A 17120-nucleotide genomic window follows, 5' to 3' on the forward strand; every position below is an offset into this window, starting at 1 on the left:
ACGCGTCGGACCCTGCGAGCCGGCGAAATCCCGTCGACGATGATCGAGTGCGTGCACGCCGAGCAATGCGGCGGCTGCCCGCTCATCGGGATGGACTACGCCCAGCAGCTCACGACGAAGCGCGCACGTGTGGTGAGCGCGATCGTGCACTACCCGGCGCTCGAGCTTCTGTATACGCGCCAGGTCGTGCCCGGCGATCAGATCGTGGGCTACCGCGGCCGCGCGAAGCTCATCGTGTCGTCGACGGGCGGGATCGGCCTCTACGGCCGCTCCGGCAACCACGACGTGATCGACATCCCGAACTGTCGCGTGCTCGCGCCCGCGCTCGCGGAGGTGACGACGATGCTGCGTGGGCTCATCGCGTCGCCGCCGCCGGAGGCCCGCGGGCTGCTCTTGCCGTACGATCCGCACGGCGGCGGCGTGCTCCGCGCGATCGATCTGCGCGAGGTGCACATGCCGAGCACGACGGCGCTGCCGGAGACGACGACGACCGCACAAGGCAACCGCGTCGGTGTGCTGCTCACGTTCGTGCTGCAGCGAGATCGTGTGCCCTCGCGCGACGAGCTCAAGGAGGCGGGGCGCGCGCTCCGGTCGCTCTTGCCGCGCGTCGTGGGCATCGCGGCGAACCTGCACGAGGCGGACGCGCCGCAGATCCTCGGGCCGGAGACGATGGTGCTCGACGGCGTGCCGCACGCCGAGGATCGCATCGGGCCGACGTACCACGTGGCCTCGTTCGGCTCGTTCGTGCAGGTGCACCGCGGCCAGGCGTCGCGCGTGCACGCGCTCATCACGCGCGAGATCGCCTCGCTCGACATGCAGCTCCTGATCGACGAGACGGGCACGAACCGCAGGCAGCCGCGCGTCCTCGATCTCTACGGCGGCTCGGGCGCGATCTCGATCGCGCTGTCGCACGCGAAGAACATCGTGACGATGGTGGAGTCGTTCGCGCCCGCGGTGCAAAACGCGCGCGCGGCGGCCGAAGCGCAGGGGCTCGGCAAGCTCGACGCGCGCGTCGGCGACGCGGCCGACGTGGTGAACTCGCTGCTCGCGAACAACGAGAAGTTCGACGCCGTGGTGATGAACCCGCCGCGTCGCGGGGTCTCACCCGCGGCGCGCGAGGCCATCGCCCGCCTCGGCGCGCCGCTCTGCATCTACGTCTCGTGCGACCCCGACACGCTCGCACGCGACCTCGATCACTTCAGCCGCCTCGGCTACACGTCGAGCGAACTCATTCCGATCGACATGATCCCTCTGACGGAAGAGGTCGAGACGGTCGCCGTGCTCAAGCGCGCCCCGCCCGCGCAGCCGCGCGTGATCTACGAGGACGACGACGTCATCGTCGTCGAGAAGGGCCCGCATGAGCCGGTCGAGAACCAACCGGAGTACCTTGGCTCGCTCATGCAGCGCTGTCTGCGGCTGCCCGGCGTGTCGAACCTCAAGGTGGTGAACAAGCTCGACACGGGCACGAGCGGCCTCTGCATCTTCGCGCGCAACGAGGTGGCGCGGCAGCTCTGGACGACGGCGCTCGCCACGAGCGGCCGGCTCATCTACCTCGTCGCCGCGAAGGGCGTCACGCCGACGAAGGGCGCCATCGCGCGTGATCTTCGCGAGGGCGGCCGCAGCTACATGGCGAGGACGCGGTACCGCCGCCTCGCCGTCGCTTCGGGCCACTCGATCCTGCGCGTGATCCCCGACGGGCACAGGCCGCATCAGATCCGCCGCCACCTCGCGGCGATCGGGCATCCCGTGCTCGGCGACGAGCGCTACGGCCACGTGCCCACGAACCGCTACTTCGAGGAGAAGCACGGCCTCGATCGCTCGTTCGTGCACCTCATCCGCATCGAGATCGTGCATCCGCGCACGGGCGCGAAGCTACTCATCGAGTCGACGCTGCCGGGCGATCTGCGCGCGTCGCTCGAGCGCGCGACGGGTTCGTCCGTGATCAAGTTCCTCGAGCAGAAGCACGCGCTCGGCGAGAACCGGGCTTCGTCGATGCTGCCCGGAGAGCCGTCGACCGCGCCCATGCCGCCGCCGCGTCCGCTCGATCGGAACTCGCAGCCCGCGATCGGTCCGATGCCGAACGATCTCGCCCCGCCGCCGCCCTCGTACCCGCCGGACTCGCTCGCCGAGCCGATGTCGTACGCGTCGCCCGACTCATTCGCGGCGCCGCCGTCGTACGCCACGCAGACCGCCTACGCGCAGCCGCCGTCGTACGCCCCGCCGGGCGGCCTCCCCTCGCCGACCATCACGGAGGCGCCGACCGAGCACGTACCCGAGCTCGACGAGTCTCCCCGCACGATCCGTCACGCCATCGTCTCCGACGACGACTGAGCGGACCTGACCAAACTACATACCGCCCGCAAAAGTCCACGATCTGGTAGGCTCGCGCCGTGCCGTCCCAACTCACGGAAGAGCGCCCGCGTATCCTCGTCGTCGACGACGAGAAGGTCATCCGCGACATGCTGGCGGATTTCCTGGGCATGGAGGGCTACATCGTCCGCACCGCCGAGGACGGCTCCGCCGCGCTCGGGGAGCTCACGAAGTCGCACTACGACCTCATCATCAGCGACCTCAAGATGCCGAAGATGGGCGGCATCGCGCTGCTCGACGAGATCGGCAAGACCGCGCCCGACGCGCTGACCGTGATCATGACGGGGTTCGGCACGGTCGAGACCGCGATCGACGCGATGAAGCGCGGCGCATACGACTACGTGCTCAAGCCCTTCAAGCTCGACGAGGTGATCCACGTCGTGCAGCGCGGCCTCGAGAAGCAACGCATGGCCGCGGAGAACCTGCGGCTGCGCGAGGCGCTCGGGCTGTACAAGGTCAGCGAGGCCATCCAGGCGAGCCTCTCGCTCGATCAGGTGCTCGAGACCGTGGCCGACAGTTGCCTCTCGGAGGTGCGCAGCGATCTCGTCTCGACGTGGCTCGACAACGGCGAGGGCGGGCTCTTCGAAAGGCAGCACATCCGCGGACCTCTGCTGCCCGAGGACGCGGCGATCGGCGTGCTCGATCACGACAAGATCGCCGAGCACCTGCGCACCGAGGCGACGCTCCTCGAGCAAGGGCCGCGCGGGCTCAAGTTCTTCTCGGCGCCGCCCGAGGTGCCGCTCTACTCGATCGTCGCGGTGCCGCTGCGCATCGGCCAGCGGTTCATGGGGTTCATCGCGCTCGGCTCGTTCTCGAAGGGACGGCGCTTCGACGAGGGGCAACGCAAGCTCCTCAGCATCATCGCCTCGCGCGCTGCCGCTGCGATCGAGAACGCGCGCCTCTACCAGGATCTGCAGGCGACGTTCCAGCAGACGATCCAGGGCCTCGCGAAGGCCATCGACAAGATGGATCGGTACACCTCGGGCCACTCGGATCGCGTCGCGCTCTACGCCGTCTTCCTCGCCAGGCAGCTCGGCCTCTCCGCCTACGAGGTGGAGATCGTCCGGCAGAGCGCGCTCATGCACGACATCGGCAAGATCGGCTGCGTGCTCAACCTCAACAAGCCCGGCAAGCTCACGCAGGACGAGTACGAGGTCTTCAAGAAGCACCCGGTCTTCGGCCGCGACATCCTCGATCCCATCAAGTTCTTGCACCCGCTCATCCCGGGCGTACACCTGCATCACGAGCGCTGGGACGGGCGCGGATATCCGCTCAAGTTGAAGGGCAACGAGATCCCCATCATCGCGCGCATCATCGCCGTGGCCGACACGTACGACGCCATGACGAGTGACAGATCCTATCGCCGCGCGCTGCCGCACGAGGTCGCCGTGGCCGAGATCGAGCGCTGCTCCGGCTCGCAGTTCGATCCCGAGGTCGCCGCGAACTTCACCGAGAACATCGAGGGCTACCGCGACGAGCGGCGGAGCGCCGGAGACAAGGTGCCGGAGTAGTGAGCGAGAGACAGGCGAAGGCGTATTTCCTCGGTCGACGGCGCTACGAGCCCATCCACGCGCTGCAGCAGCACCTCGTCTCGCTCCGCGCGGACGGGCACATCGAAGACCTCATCCTGCTCGTCGAGCACGAGCCCGTCGTGACGCTCGGCCGCTCCGCCGACGGGGGCAACGTGCTGCTCGGCGAGGAGCGACTCACCGAGCGTGGCGTCGATCTCGTGCAGACCGGCCGCGGCGGCGACGTGACGTATCACGGGCCCGGACAGCTCGTGTGTTATCCGATCCTCGATCTCAAGCCGGATCGATGCGACGTCCGCCGCTACGTCCGATCCCTCGCGGAGGTGATGATCCTCCTCGCGCGCGAGCTCGGCGTGGAGTCGGGCGTCGTCGATGGGCTCATCGGCGTGTGGGTCGATCGCGAAAAGCCCGGCGAGTGGGCCGGCGCGCCCTGGGCCAGCGAGATCGCGAAGCTCGGCGCGATCGGCGTGCGCCTCTCGCGATGGGTCACGATGCACGGCTTCGCGCTCAACCTGTCCGTGGATCTCAACGGCTTCGGCATGATCGTCCCGTGCGGAATCCGCGACCACGGCGTCACGTCGATCGAGGAGCTCGTCGGCCGCGCGCCTGCCGTGCGTGACGTCGCGCTCGGGTGCCACGCGCTCCTTTCGCGCGGGCTCGAACTTTCCGTCGCGCGGGTAGAGGACATCTCGGACGTATCCGATCTCGAGGCCGCGCTCTCGGGGCAGGCCCGAGCATCTTTTGGCCCCGCAGAGCAAGAAAAACCCGCCGCCGGCTGATTCCGCACGAGGTCGCTTCGTGCGATCCTCGTAGCCCGTGGGGTCTGCTTCTTCGCCTCCGCCTCCCCAGGTCTCCGTCTCTCCGACGTCGGCCGATCCCTCATCGGATCGCTGCCCGCGGTGCGGCGGCCGGGCGACGCCGCTGCGGCGACGGAAAAACCCCTTCCTCGACGGGCTCGACATCGCCGTCGTCTGCGAGGACTGCGGCCTCTCGTTCCCGGCCAAGCCACCCCCGCCCCCGCCCTCGGGTCGGCCTCCCTGGTGAAGCGCCCCAAAATCGGGTCTACGCTTGGGGCTTCGGGTCGCCTCACGGCGCCCTTCGCCCCAAATCGGGTCTACGCTTGGGGCTTCGGGTCGCCTCACGGCGCCCTTCGCCCCAAATCGGGTCTACGCTTGGGGCTTCGGGTCGCCTCACGGCGCCCTTCGCCCCAAAATCGGGTCTACGCTTGGGGCTTCGGGTCGCCTCACGGCGCCCTTCGCCCCAAATCGGGTCTACGCTTGGGGCTTCGGGTCGCCTCACGGCGCCCTTCGCCCCAAATCGGGTCTACGCTTGGGGCTTCGGGTCGCCTCACGGCGCCCTTCGCCCCAAACCCCACGTAACACAGATGGATCACGCTGTGCTACGGTGCGCGCCATGTCCGTCGTGGCAGCGAGCGTCCTCGGCCTTGGTCTCGGGCTCAAGCATGCGTTCGAGGCAGATCATGTCGCAGCCGTGTGCACCTTCGTGGCGCGCGGCGGGACGGTCGCGCGTGCGGCCTGGTCCGGGGCGCTCTGGGGGCTCGGGCACGGGGCCGTGATGGTCCTCGTCGGCGGCGCGCTCGTGGCCTCGGGCGCGACCGTGCCCCCCTCGATCGCCCTCGCCCTCGACATCGCCGTGGCCGTGATGCTGGTCGGGCTCGGGATCGGCGCACTCGTGTCGCGCCGGCAAAAGGTCGCGGAGGACAGCGCGCCTCCGAAGACGGTCAAGCGGCCGCTTCTGGTCGGGCTCGTGCACGGCGCCTCCGGGACGGCGGCGCTCACGCTGCTCGTCGCGAGCACGATGCAGGCGCGCACGGCGGCGCTGGTCTTCGTGGGTGTCTTCGGGCTCGCGTCGGTGATCGGCATGGCGCTCATCGCGGCGCTCGTGGCCTGGCCGATGCGCTCGCTCACCCGCGTCGCCCCGTCGCTCGGCCCGCGTCTGCAGGCCCTCGCCGGCCTCGGCTCGATCGCGGCCGGGATCGCCGTGGCGTCGACGGTGATTTGACGGGCGAACGGCGCAAAAGAAGCCTCGGATCGATCGCTCGCCCGTGCAGCGCCGACCGAAAATCAGCTAAGAAGGGCGCCACATGGGCGCGACGCGGCAAAAGCAGCTGAGCAAGGCGCAGACGATCGCGCTCGCCAGCGTCGCCGTCCTCGGCACGGGCGCAGCTGCGTTCGTGACCGTGCCGGAGATCATGCTCGCGCACGGGACGCGCGAGGCGAAGGCGTGCCTCGCGTCGTACGAGGCGCCGCGCGGGCCCGAGCTGCCGGCGTGCCGGAAGTCGATCGAATGGATGCTGCTCCCGGCGCGGTTGCCGCTGACGGCAAACCGCGCGCGTTACCGGGCCGAGGAGCTCAACGCGCGGATCGCGCTGGCCAATTACGTGGACGCGGCCGTCGGGTCGCCGTCGGCCGAGGGCCTCGCGAAGGCCGCGGAGGCGCTCGATCTCGAAGCGGCGGTCGTGAAGGACGGCTCGCAGCGCGTCGCGTTCGACGAGCTCGGCCGCTCGGCCGGCGCGCCGGATGTCGGGCGGGAAGCGGACGCCGTGGGCGATCGCCGCACGCTGCTCGGGCGCGGCGAGATGTGGCTCGACTTCCGCGTGCGGATCGCGGCGATGCGCGCGGCGCTGCTCGAAGCCGATCCGAAGCGCGCCGAGGCGCTCGCGAGGAGATACGCCGACTACGATCCGCGCGATCACGATCACCGCACGGCGATCGCCACGGTGCTCTGCATGGGCCTCGGCGACGATCCGAAGCGCGGGTTCGAGATGCTGCCGTTCGTGCAGGATGATCGTGCATCGCGACGGTACGAGGGAATGACGCGGGATTTCGGCGAGGTCCGCGCGCTCCTCGTCGCGTGCGCCGCGCGCGCCGGAGCGTCGCCGCCGCCGATGCCGGACAAGCCGCAGGCGGGCGGCGCGGACGCGGTGGAGCAACGCGCGCTCCTGCGGCTCCGCCTCGCGACGTCGCACGCGAACGGCGAGGCGACCGAGCCCGTGCAATCGGCCATCGCGGCCGCGAGGTCGCTCCTTTCAAGTGGTCCACGCGGGCCGGGCGCGCGGATCGCGCTGCTCGCGGCGGTGATCGCGGCGGGCGCGGATCTCAACGCGGACGAGATCGCTCGGCTCTCGCGGGCGCGTGACGACGAGGATCCGCTCGCAGCGCCGATCGCGTGGACCGCGACCGAGTGGCTCGCCGAGCGGCGTCCCGAGTTCGGCGACGCGGAGCCGCCGCCGGTGGTCCCGGGGGCGGCGTTTGTCGCGGCGGCGCGCGGCGTGCTCGGCCTCGAAGCGAAGCTCCGCGCGCCCAAGGAAGGCTCGCGCGGCGCGACCGCGGAGGCGCTCGTCGCGACGCGGGGCGCGCTCTGGCTCGAAGCGGCGATGGCCCTCGCGCGGGAAGGTGACGCCGTGGGTGGAGCGAACGCCGCCGACGAGGCCGCGACCGCGCTCGGCCTCGGGTCGCACGGGCGCGCGCTCGTGCGGTCGAACGTGTTCCGGCTGGCCGGTGATCGCGAGAAGGCATTCGCGGAGCTCGCCGTGGACGACGCACCGGCGAAGGACGAGCTCAAGGGGAAAATCGCCTCGGATCCGAGGATCCCCGCCGCGGTCGCGCTCCAGCGGGCCGAGCTTGCGATGGCGCTCGGCAAGCGCGAGGAGGCACGGACGTCGGCCGAACGCGCGGAGGCGCGGGCCGAGGCTTGCCGCGACGTGCTCCTCGCGGCGCGGGCGCGCTGGCAGCTCGCGGCGCTCGGCGCGAGGACCGCGCCGCCGCCATCGTGGGCGGACGTCGAGGCGGGTGCGGCGCTCACGTGGATCGGCTTCGGCAACCCGCTCGAACCGTATCGGGCCGGCAACGCGGTCGCGCAATCGGCGCGGGTCGCGCGCGCGCTCGACGGCTGGGTCGGCCTCGCGGCCGCGGATCCCCTGCTCCGCCGCGCGGGACGCTGGGCGGCGCTCCGGGATCGCGGCGACGCCCCGCCCTGGCTCGGCGTGCACCTCGCGCTCGCAGGACGCTTGCTCCAGCCTTCCGAGGGGGACATCGAGGTCTGGCTCGACGCGGTCTCCGCCTTCGACACGCGCCGCTTCTCGCTCCGCTCTTATGCCTTCGCCCGGGCCGACGCCGCGCGCATGCGTGGCGACGCCGAGGCCGCGGCGCGCTGGGAGGCGCGTTATCGATTCCTGCGCGGCGTCGCCTCGGATCCGACACGGATCGAGCTCGCGCGGCACCTCGACCTGTAAAAGGTGCTATCGCTCTGTCCGATGCGACGGACCCGCGCGCCCTTGCTCCTTGCTTCGATCCTCTCGATTGTGGCCTTCGCGCCCGCGGCCGAGGCCTACGAGCGGCAGTGGCACGTCGGCGGCGGGCTCGGGTATTCCCTCGTCCTGCCCGGCGGGAGCATTCCCACCACGGCGACCTCGCTCCACGGCGTCGGCGTCGCCCTGCACGGCACGTACGGCCTCACGGACGCCTTCAACCTCATGGTCCAGGTCGACGGCAGCTTCGCCCCCGGCTCTCCGCCCGTCCTCCTCGCCGGCGGCGGCGTTGGCGTTGGATACGTCGTCGATGTCCTGCGCTGGGTCCCGTGGGTGGGCGTCATGGTCGGCGGGTATGCCGTCTCGGCCTTCGACCCTTGCGGCGCGGCCGGCGAGACGGGCTGCACGAGCGGCCGCCTCGGCCTCTCCCTTCCGTTTGGCCTCGACTACCAGGTCAACCGCAGTTTTACGATTGGCGCGTCGGGCCGTTACGGTGTGCTCCTCCTCGGCCCGAAGGGCGGCGTCGACCAGATGATCGGCGCCTTCCTCCGCGCCGAATACGTCTGGGGTTATTGAGGCGATTCTTTCGACCGGCGCGATCGCGGCGCCTTTCGTGGCGCTTCGGGCACCCGCGCGGTCGGCACCACGGTCCCGCCCGGCGTCGTGCTCGCGCGCGCGACCTTCGGCGGCAGCTTCTGCGTCGTGATCTGCGACGAGTCGCGTGGTCTCGGCGACGAAACGATGGTCACGCGCGGCGTCGTCCTCGACCCGTGCGACGTCACCGCCGCCGGGACCTTCGGCGTCTGCGCCGCCTGCGTTCCGGAAGGCGTCCGCGGCACCCGTTGCGTGGGCGCGCACACGTCCGTATCCGCGGCGACCATGAGCGCGTTTCCGACCGGGAGCGGCGCGCGGACGGGCCTCCGGGACGTCCTTTGCTCGACGGCCTTGGGGGCAGACGTCCAGCCGTCGCGGGCCGTGGAGGGGTTGTCCGGGGGCGACGAAGGCATCAAGGGTTTCCGTCGCGAGGGCGGCGGCGGGTGGTCCCGCGTCACCGAGACGCCCGCCGGCGCGGCCGGCAGCACGACCTTGACGAGCGCGCCGCCGAGATCCGACCGATCGAGCTCCACCGTCCCGCCGTGCGCTACTGCGACCTGCCGCGCCAGCGTCAGCCCGAGCCCGATCGACTCCTTTTTCGTCGAGAAGAGTGGATCAAAAATCTGGGCCCGCACATCGGGCGGGATGCCCGGCCCCGAGTCCTCGACGCGCATCACGACCAGCTCCTTGTCGCGCGTGATGGTCACGCACACGAGCGGCTTTTGCCGCTCCTCGCCGGCCTTCGTGTTCGCATCGGCGGCGACCGCGCAGGCCTCCACGCCGTTCGTCAGGAGCGCGAGCAGGAGCTGACCGAGATCACTCCGCTTCCCCACCACGACCGGCGACGACCCGTGCACGGCCGTCACCAGCAAATCCACGTGGCGCCCGCGCGCCGTGGGCTCGACGAGCGCCGCCGCTTCGTGCGCCAGATCCTCGAGGTCCACGGGCTCCGCGTTCGACTCCTCCAGCGCCGAGAGCAGCCGTGTCCCCGCCGTCCGCGCGAACTTGAGCGCCGTCGTCGCTTCGTCTTGAATCCGCGCCAGATCGTCGAGCGCCGAGGCCACGCCGGGGAACCTCACGCGCAGGTGGCCGATGAGCTTTTCTTGCTCCTCGAGCTGCGTGCCCAGCGACGACAGCGGCCAGCGCATCTCGTCGGCGAACCCTGCCGCGAGCGAGCCCAGGATCGCCAGCCGCGCGAGCTTCGCGTCCGCGCCGCGCCGCTCGTGCGTGCCCGCGCGGGGCTTCGCCTCCTCGGCGAGGATCGCCGCGCGATCGCGCGCCTTCTCGTGCGCCAAAGACAACGCGAGCATGTTGGCCGCCGTCTCCAGCACGAACGTCGCCTCGGGCGAGAGCATCTCCGGCGACGGCGCGGCGACGACCAGCGCGCCGAGCACGTCCCGGCCAATCATGATCGGCGCGGCGAGGATCGTCCCCCAGCCGGAGACGTTCACGAGCTCGGGATCGATCCGCCCGGCGAGCGCCGGGGCGGCGTCCGTCTCCGTGGCCACGCGCCTTTTCTTGACGGCCGTCTGTGCTGGAAACCAGGCCACCTCGGAGCTCGGGAATGTGCTGATGTAGGCGCGCAGCGTCGCGGGCAGCCCGACGTCGGCCACGAGCTCGAGACCGTCCTCGGTGGCCTCGTACGCGGCGCCGCGCTGGGCGCCCACGCCTTCGAGGACGAGCGCGAGCGCCTCGGAGAGCAGCCCGCCGGCCTTCCCGCGCGCGAGCAGTCCGGACAGGCCGAGGAGCGCCTGGAGCGAGGGGCTCGGCCTTGTCGCGGCGATCGTACGGCGGGCGGCCATGATGCCCCGAGCGTACTCGGAATCGGGTCACAGGCGGAAGAGATCCGCGCCGCTCCTCGGCGGCGATGCGCGCGCCGAGGGCGGCTCGGACCACGTCGGGCTACTGGCAGGTCAAGCTACCGCAGTCCTCGCTCTTCGGATCGAAATCGGTGCATTTGGCGTTCGGCTGCAGGCCCCAGGTGCAATAGCTGAGGTAGCTGAAGCCATCGATCGCATTGAACGTCATATTGACGTCCGCGAACACCGGCGCCGCGTAGCAATCGTTTTGCTCGTAGCCGCGGTAATAGATCTTGTCGCCGACCTCGACGTTCGAGTCCTGCAGCTTGATCACGCCGAAGTCGCCGACCACGACCTCGCCCATCCCCATCGGCGCCGGGTTTGGCTGGGGTACCGGTTTCACGTTCGAAACCCGCACCTTCACGCCACCCCACCTGACGTGGAAGTCCGCGTCCGTCGGCGAGCCAAGCTTCGCCACCTCCGCCGCATCCGTGAACGCATGCGGCGCCGGCACGGGCGCCGTCCCCGTCCGCTCCACCGCGCACGTGAAGGCGATCTGCGTCTGCGGCACCTTGCTCCCGTTCATCTCGTTCGCGCAGGCCGCCAGGAGGAACGAATCGGCCACGCCTGTGATGTCGAGCACGTCGCCCGGCTTCACGTCGTCCGGGATCGCGTCACCCGGCAGCGGCTCTCCTTCGAAATAGTTCGAGAGCTTCGGGCAGTACGCCTTGTTTCCGCCGGGCGGGATCGACGCGGGCACGCCGTAGCTCAGCACCATCACCCCGGAGTACTCCTTCGTCTCCGCGAGGCCCGGCGCCGACACGAACACGCCCCAGAGGCAGTTTCCGGCGTTGCTCTGCGAGACGAGGAACTTGTGGCTCATGGCGACGGCGCCCTTCACCTTCACGGGCGTCCCCTTCCCGACCGCGCCGCTCGCCTTGGAGTTCGTGATCTGCTCGATCGTGACCTCCTTGCCGTCGCAGGTCGCGCCGCCGCCGGAGCCACCCGCGCCGCCTGCGCCGCCCGCGCCGCCGGTGCCGCCCGCGCCGCCGGGCCCCGGCCCCGCCGGGCCCTGCGCGCCGCTGCCGCCGTCGCCGCCCGAGGGGTTGTTGTTCTCCTCCGCGCGACACGCCGCGGAGAGGACGACACAAAGCCCGAGCGCGCACGCCGCGCTCGTACCCAGAAAAGACCACTGCTTTCGAAGGGACATGAAGGAACCTCCTGCTCGCCGCTCCCTGCGCCGAAGAAAGATGTCCCGACCCTACCACCGCCCCCTTCCCCTCGCCCGTGCGTCCCGCCGTCCCGGCTCCCTCCGCCCTCCTCGCCGCTTCCGCGCCGCCCGCGTCTTCCAGCCCCGCCGCCCCTTTCCCTCACCTCGTCCCTTCCGCGTCCGCTGCCCGGATCAAGTATGCAGAACTACATACATCTGGACATGCGACCGGGAATAAAGCCGTTCGATGGGGGTTTGGGCCGCGCGATCGACGTCACCATGGCGTTGACACGGATCCGCCCACCGCTAGGATGCGCGCCGTTCGCTCGGGCTAGATCGAAAGATCGCGTGTTCCCGAGCCGAGGGGCGCCGCCGTGCGGCTCTGGCGGACCCTCACCTGGTTTTACCGTGCAGCGACAAAGGGCGCTTAGGTGCGCGCTCTACCGAAGGAGGTCGGATTGTCTACCGACGTGATGATCGAGGCCAATGGGCTCACCAAGCGATACGGGGCGTTTCGCGCGCTCGACAAGGTGAGCTTCGAGGTCCACCGCGGGGAGGTGGTGGGCTTTCTCGGCCCGAACGGCGCCGGCAAGTCCACGACGATGCGCATCCTCACCTGCTTCATTTCCGCCACCGGCGGGACGGCGCGGGTGCATGGCTACGACGTATTCGACGATCCCCTCGAGGTCCGGAAGAAGATCGGCTACCTGCCCCAGCGCGCGCCCCTCTACGGGGAAATGAACGTCTGGGAGTACCTGAGCTTCGTCGCGGACATGCGTGGGCTCGAGACGTCCACGTTCAAGAAGCGCATGAAGAACATCGTCGAGGTCTGCGGCCTCGCGACGAGCCTCGGCAAGGACATCCGCGACCTGTCGCACGGCTATCGGCAGCGCGTCGGCCTCGCCCAGGCGCTCGTGCACGACCCGCCGATTCTCATCCTCGACGAGCCGACGAGCGACCTCGACCCGAACGAGAAGGCCGAGGTCATCAAGTACATCCAGGAGATCGGTAAGGAGCGCACGATCCTCCTGTCGACCCACAACCTCTCCGAGGTCGAGCAGGCCTGTGCCCGCGCGATCATCGTCTCGAAGGGGCGCATCGTCGCCGACGGCCCGCTCGAGGAGATCCGCGCGAAGAGCGGCCGCGTTCGTTACGTGGTCCAGGTGCACGAGAAGCGCATCTTCGAGGGAAGCCCCGCGAAGAAGGCGCCGAGCGCCGAGGAAGTGCAGGCGGCTCTCGAGAAGCTGCCCGGCGTGACGAGCGTGGTGGAGCTGCCGACGGACGATCGCGCGCACAGCTTCCAGCTCGCGGGCGCGCAGGACGGCGACATCCGCGCGGAGATCTTCCAGCTCATGGTCTCGAAGGGCTGGCTGCTCCTCGAGATGCGTCGTGAGGCGCAGAAGCTCGAGGACGTGTTCAAGGCGCTCACGAAGAACGACGAGCGTCGCGATCGCGGCCGTCCCATCGTCGAGGACGACGAGGACGAGGCCGAAGCGGCTGGCGCCGAAGAGGACGAGGACGAGGACGAGGACGAGTCCGCCGAAGACGAGTCCGACGAGGACGCGTCCGACGAGGACGAGGACGAAGACGAGTCCGACGAGGACGACAAGAAGAAGAAGGGCTGAACGCCGATGGGCACCACATTCATCATCGCGAAGCGCGAGTTCCGCTCGAACTTCGACTCGACGCTGGCCTACGTCGTGATCTGCCTCGGGCTGATCCTTCTGGGCTTCGTGTTCTTCGAGTTCGGGGGCGGCTTCTGGCAGCAGGACCGGGCCTCGCTCGTGCAGATCTTCGCGCAGGCGCCGCGGGGTTTGTCGTTCCTGATCATCCCCGTCGTGACGATGCGCCTCCTCGCGGAGGAGAAGCGCTCGGGTACGCTCGAGATGCTGATCACCCTGCCCGTGAAGGATCACGAGGTGATCCTGGGCAAGTTCCTCGGGGCGTGGGGGCTCGTGCTCCTGCTCGTCGCCTCGACGCTGCTCTACCCGCTGCTCATGTTCTGGAAGCCCTGGGATCTCGGCCCGCTCGACATGGGCCCGGTCTACTCGGGTTACCTCGGCCTTCTGCTCTACAGCGCGGCGGCCGTCTCGATCGGCCTTCTGATCTCGGCGCTCGCGGAGAGCCAGACGGTCGCGTTCTTCATCACCTTCGTGGTGCTCTTCGCGCTTCACATGGTCGGCAGCGTGGCGGACAAGATGCCGACGCCCTGGCTGCGCGAAGCCATCTCGTTCATCAGCTTCGACACCCGCCTCGTGCCCTTCGCGAAGGGCATGATCAACACCCGTGACATCGTCTATTTCGCCTCGATCGCGGTCGGCTGCCTGATGGCGGCGTTCCGCGCGCTCGAGCGCCGGAAGTGGGCATAGGAGGAAGGCCATGGAACGCAAGACCAAGGCCAGAGCGGCTACCGGCGTTTATCTCGTCCTCGTCGCGGCGATCCTCGTCGTCGTGAACGTCATCGCGTTCATCCAGAACAAGCGCGTCGACGTGACGAAGAACGAGCGGTTCACCCTGTCGAAGGGCTCGGCGCGCCTCGTCTCCGAGGGCCTCAAGCAAGACCTGCAGGTCGACGTCTACGTGACGCGCGGCGGCCCCAAGCAGGAGGCCTTCATCCAGGATCTCGTCGACCTGATGAACGAGTACGAGCGCGGCTCGAACGGCAAGTTCAAGTACACGCTCATCGAGCCGAAGACCGAGGAGCAGCGCACGGCCGCGAAGGAAGCGGGCCTGCAGGAAGCGGCCTTCGGTGAGGGCAGCGAGACGGGCCAGGATCAGGCCACGATCACGCGCGGCTTCATGGGCATCGCCTTCAAGTACGGCAGCGAAAAAGAGGCGATCCCGATACTGTCCGCGGATCAGTCGCAGGGCCTCGAATTCTGGATCACCAACAAGATCCGGGAGCTCCGCGACCGCGCCGACAACGTCTACCAGAAGTACGGCGTCATCACGGGCAAGGACGAGATCAAGCTGACCGACACGAACCTCGTGGCGGCGCAGCCCGGCCGCGGCGGCGGCCCCTCGATGAAGGGGATCCTCGACCAGGCGCTGCCCTTCTACAAGATCGAGGAAGTCGACCTGCAGAACGGCGACGCCGAGATCAACAAGGAGCTCGCGGGCATCATCATCACGCAGCCCGCCAAGGACTACACGGAGAAGGAGCTCCGCCGCATCGATCAGTTCCTCATGGAGGGGAACAAGTCGGTCGTGGTGATCGCGGGCGCCGTGAACCTCAAGGCTTCCGACGCGGCGATGAAGGCCGAGCTGAACCTCCATGGCCTGGACAAACTGCTCGACGGCTACGGCGTCGAGATGAAGAAGGAAGCGATCATGGACTGGGGTCGTCCCGTCCGTATCGCGGTCCCGACGCAGACCGGCCAGGTCATCGGCATCATTGGCTACGGCATGGCGCACGCGCAGCACGTCGACGGCCTCAGCGAGGCCGAGCAGACGCTCGACTCGTCGTTCGCCGGCTTCTTCCGCATCGAGGAGCTCGCGTTCCCCTTCCCCTCGACGCTCGTCCCGCACCCGGAGAAGCAGCCGGGCGCGCAGATGAAGGTGGTCGCTCGCTCCACGCCGCGCACCACGATCGACACCTCCGACGCGATCGACCTCAAGTTCTCCGCGCAGGCCAAGCCCAAGGGCGAGTACGGCCAGCGCGCGATGGCCGTCGCGCTCGAGGGCAAGATCAAGAGCGCGTTCGGCGGCGCGGGTGAGGGCATCGAGACGCCGGCCGAGTCGAAAGACAAGAGCCGCCTGCTCGTGATCAGCGCCTCGCAGTTCCTCGCGAACCCCTACGCGCGCTCGGGCAACGCGCCCCCGATGCCTCCGCAGATGATGATGATGGGCGGCATGGGCGGCGACGAGGATCTGCAGATGCTCTCGATGCCGTACGCCCAGAACTACCTGACGGCGACGATCCTCGCGTTCAAGAACGTCCTCGACTGGATGAGCGGCGACTCCGATCTCATCGCGACGAGCGCGAAGCTCCTCCAGGAGCCGAAGCTCACGTACGCGAACATCGAGGCGCCGAAGATCGACGCGACGGACGACGAGGCGACGGCGACGAAGAAGGCCGAGGACTATCGCCTCGAGCGCAAGAAGACGCAGACGCGGGTGCAGTGGTCGCTCACGCTCTTCGGACCCTTGCTCTTCGCGGCGTTCGGCCTCTTCCGCTGGTGGCGGCGTGAGAACGCGCGGGGTTCCATCCGACTCGACTGACGACGAAGACGAAGGAGACCCATGAAGACCGAGCACAAGATCTACGTGGCGATCGGCGTCCTCGCGGCCCTCGGCGGCGGCCTCTACGCCACGAGGCAGACGAAGCAGAAGGAGATGTCGGCCCACTCCGCGACCGCGGCGACGGCCGACTTCCCGACGCTTGCCCCCTCGAAGGACGACGTCGAAGCGATCACCAAGATCGAGATCAAGAACGCCGACAAATCCAGCGTCACGCTGGAGAAGAAGGGCGACGCATGGGAGCTCGTGGCCCCCGTGTCCGCCAAGGCGAACGCATCGAACGTGCGGTCGCTCCTCGACAACTTGAAGGAGATCAAGGTCAAGGAGAGCATCGACCGCGGCACGGGCACCTACAAGCAGTACGAGCTCGACGACGAGAAGGGCGTCCACGTCCTCGCCTACAAGGGCGACGGCAAGATCTTCGACGCCTACTTCGGCAAGAGCGGCTCTCGCGGCCAGCTCGCGCGCGTCGGCGGCAAGGACGGCGTGTGGGTGGTCGGCGGCTACTCGAACTTCCTCTACACGCGTGAGGTCAAGAACTGGCGCGAGACGTCGATCCTCAAGTTCGAGGACGCGAACGTGATCCAGGTGTCCGTGACCAACGCGAACGGCCAGTTCAGCTTCTCGAAGAACGACGAGAAGTGGTCCGGGTCCTTCGCGCCACGCGACAAAGACAAGAAGCTCGAGAAGCCCATCAAGAAATGGGAAAAATTCGACGAGGCCAAGGTCAAGGACATGCTGCGCGCATACAAGTCCCTGACGGCCGAGGATTTCGGTGACGAGAAATCGGACGCCGGCCTCGACGCGGCCGAGACGAACGGCGGCGTGGTCCAGATCAAGCTCAAGGACAACGCCGGCGACATCACGGTCAAGGTCGGCAAGACGAGCAAGGGATCGAGCCGCTTCGCCCAGAAAGAGGGCGGGGACGGCACGGTCTATGTGATCTCGTCGTGGTCCGGTGACTGGGCCGCGGCGGATCGCGCCAAGTTCGAGAAGTCCGACAAGAAGGACGAAAAGAAGGACGAGCACGCGGGGGACGACGGCCACGGCCACGACGCGCCCCCCGAGCTCGAGTGACCCGGCGCCTGTAGGCCCAGGACACACGAAAC

12 protein-coding genes are annotated in these 17120 nt (G+C 69.1%); 10 read left to right on the top strand and 2 right to left on the bottom strand.

Going from position 1 to position 17120, the window contains the following annotated elements:
• Positions 1-39 precede the first annotated feature (39 nt).
• The 6 genes from KEG57_RS24425 to KEG57_RS24450 all read left to right on the top strand — a co-directional run bounded on the left by KEG57_RS24425 (position 40) and on the right by KEG57_RS24450 (position 8745).
• Positions 40-2331: a pseudouridine synthase gene (locus KEG57_RS24425; protein WP_272423364.1), complete on the top strand. Its 2292-nt coding sequence runs from the start codon at positions 40-42 to the stop codon at positions 2329-2331.
• Positions 2332-2390: 59 nt separating this feature from the next.
• A complete protein-coding gene (locus tag KEG57_RS55705; RefSeq protein WP_272423363.1) occupies positions 2391-3881 on the top strand; it encodes an HD domain-containing phosphohydrolase in 1491 nt (496 codons plus the stop codon).
• Positions 3881-4678, top strand: a complete 798-nt coding sequence (gene lipB, locus KEG57_RS24435; protein ID WP_272423362.1) for a lipoyl(octanoyl) transferase LipB — start codon at positions 3881-3883, stop codon at positions 4676-4678. Before KEG57_RS55705 ends, lipB begins: the two co-directional genes overlap by 1 nt.
• A 634-nt stretch (positions 4679-5312) precedes the next feature.
• On the top strand, positions 5313-5921 hold the full coding sequence (locus KEG57_RS24440) for a hypothetical protein (protein WP_272423360.1): 609 nt from the start codon (positions 5313-5315) through the stop codon (positions 5919-5921).
• Between the two features lie 82 nt (positions 5922-6003).
• Complete coding sequence (locus KEG57_RS24445; RefSeq protein WP_272423359.1) at positions 6004-8154, top strand: amino acid adenylation domain-containing protein; 2151 nt, start codon at positions 6004-6006, stop codon at positions 8152-8154.
• A 21-nt stretch (positions 8155-8175) separates the two neighbouring features.
• Positions 8176-8745 (top strand): hypothetical protein, encoded by a 570-nt coding sequence (locus tag KEG57_RS24450; protein WP_272423358.1) that lies wholly within the window; start codon positions 8176-8178, stop codon positions 8743-8745.
• Here the strand turns inward: KEG57_RS24450 and KEG57_RS24455 are convergent.
• Together KEG57_RS24455 and KEG57_RS24460 are read right to left on the bottom strand one after the other, a co-directional pair.
• Positions 8739-10565: a GAF domain-containing sensor histidine kinase gene (locus KEG57_RS24455; protein ID WP_272423357.1), complete on the bottom strand. Its 1827-nt coding sequence runs from the start codon at positions 10563-10565 to the stop codon at positions 8739-8741. The genes KEG57_RS24450 and KEG57_RS24455 overlap by 7 nt on opposite strands.
• A gap of 100 nt (positions 10566-10665) precedes the next feature.
• A complete protein-coding gene (locus KEG57_RS24460; protein ID WP_272423356.1) occupies positions 10666-11772 on the bottom strand; it encodes a hypothetical protein in 1107 nt (368 codons plus the stop codon).
• 458 nt (positions 11773-12230) lie between these two features.
• Here KEG57_RS24460 and KEG57_RS24465 point away from each other — a divergent pair, with 458 nt between their 5' ends.
• The 4 genes from KEG57_RS24465 to KEG57_RS24480 are packed head-to-tail and all read left to right on the top strand — an operon-like array spanning position 12231 to position 17088.
• The gene (locus tag KEG57_RS24465; RefSeq protein WP_272423355.1) at positions 12231-13397 is read left to right on the top strand and encodes an ATP-binding cassette domain-containing protein; all 1167 of its coding nucleotides are present in this window, start codon (positions 12231-12233) and stop codon (positions 13395-13397) included.
• A gap of 6 nt (positions 13398-13403) precedes the next feature.
• Positions 13404-14141 carry an ABC transporter permease gene (locus tag KEG57_RS24470; protein WP_272423354.1) on the top strand — a complete coding sequence of 246 codons (738 nt, stop codon included), beginning with the start codon at positions 13404-13406 and terminating at the stop codon, positions 14139-14141.
• Between the two features lie 10 nt (positions 14142-14151).
• Entirely contained in the window at positions 14152-15993 is a 1842-nt protein-coding gene (locus KEG57_RS24475) for a GldG family protein (RefSeq protein ID WP_272423353.1), read from the top strand.
• Between the two features lie 21 nt (positions 15994-16014).
• The gene (locus KEG57_RS24480; RefSeq protein ID WP_272423352.1) at positions 16015-17088 is read left to right on the top strand and encodes a DUF4340 domain-containing protein; all 1074 of its coding nucleotides are present in this window, start codon (positions 16015-16017) and stop codon (positions 17086-17088) included.
• Positions 17089-17120: the final 32 nt, after the last annotated feature.

It is taken from the genome of Polyangium jinanense (assembly GCF_028435365.1).

Excerpts from the sequence above, each read along its gene's own strand:
- KEG57_RS24425 (WP_272423364.1), top strand. The coding sequence starts at position 40 with ATGATCGAGTGCGTGCACGCCGAGCAATGCGGCGGCTGCCCGCTCATC.
- KEG57_RS24440 (WP_272423360.1), top strand. The coding sequence starts at position 5,313 with ATGTCCGTCGTGGCAGCGAGCGTCCTCGGCCTTGGTCTCGGGCTCAAG.
- KEG57_RS24445 (WP_272423359.1), top strand. The coding sequence starts at position 6,004 with ATGGGCGCGACGCGGCAAAAGCAGCTGAGCAAGGCGCAGACGATCGCG.
- KEG57_RS24450 (WP_272423358.1), top strand. The coding sequence starts at position 8,176 with ATGCGACGGACCCGCGCGCCCTTGCTCCTTGCTTCGATCCTCTCGATT.
- KEG57_RS24455 (WP_272423357.1), bottom strand. The coding sequence starts at position 10,565 with ATGGCCGCCCGCCGTACGATCGCCGCGACAAGGCCGAGCCCCTCGCTC.
- KEG57_RS24460 (WP_272423356.1), bottom strand. The coding sequence starts at position 11,772 with ATGTCCCTTCGAAAGCAGTGGTCTTTTCTGGGTACGAGCGCGGCGTGC.
- KEG57_RS24470 (WP_272423354.1), top strand. The coding sequence starts at position 13,404 with ATGGGCACCACATTCATCATCGCGAAGCGCGAGTTCCGCTCGAACTTC.
- KEG57_RS24475 (WP_272423353.1), top strand. The coding sequence starts at position 14,152 with ATGGAACGCAAGACCAAGGCCAGAGCGGCTACCGGCGTTTATCTCGTC.
- KEG57_RS24480 (WP_272423352.1), top strand. The coding sequence starts at position 16,015 with ATGAAGACCGAGCACAAGATCTACGTGGCGATCGGCGTCCTCGCGGCC.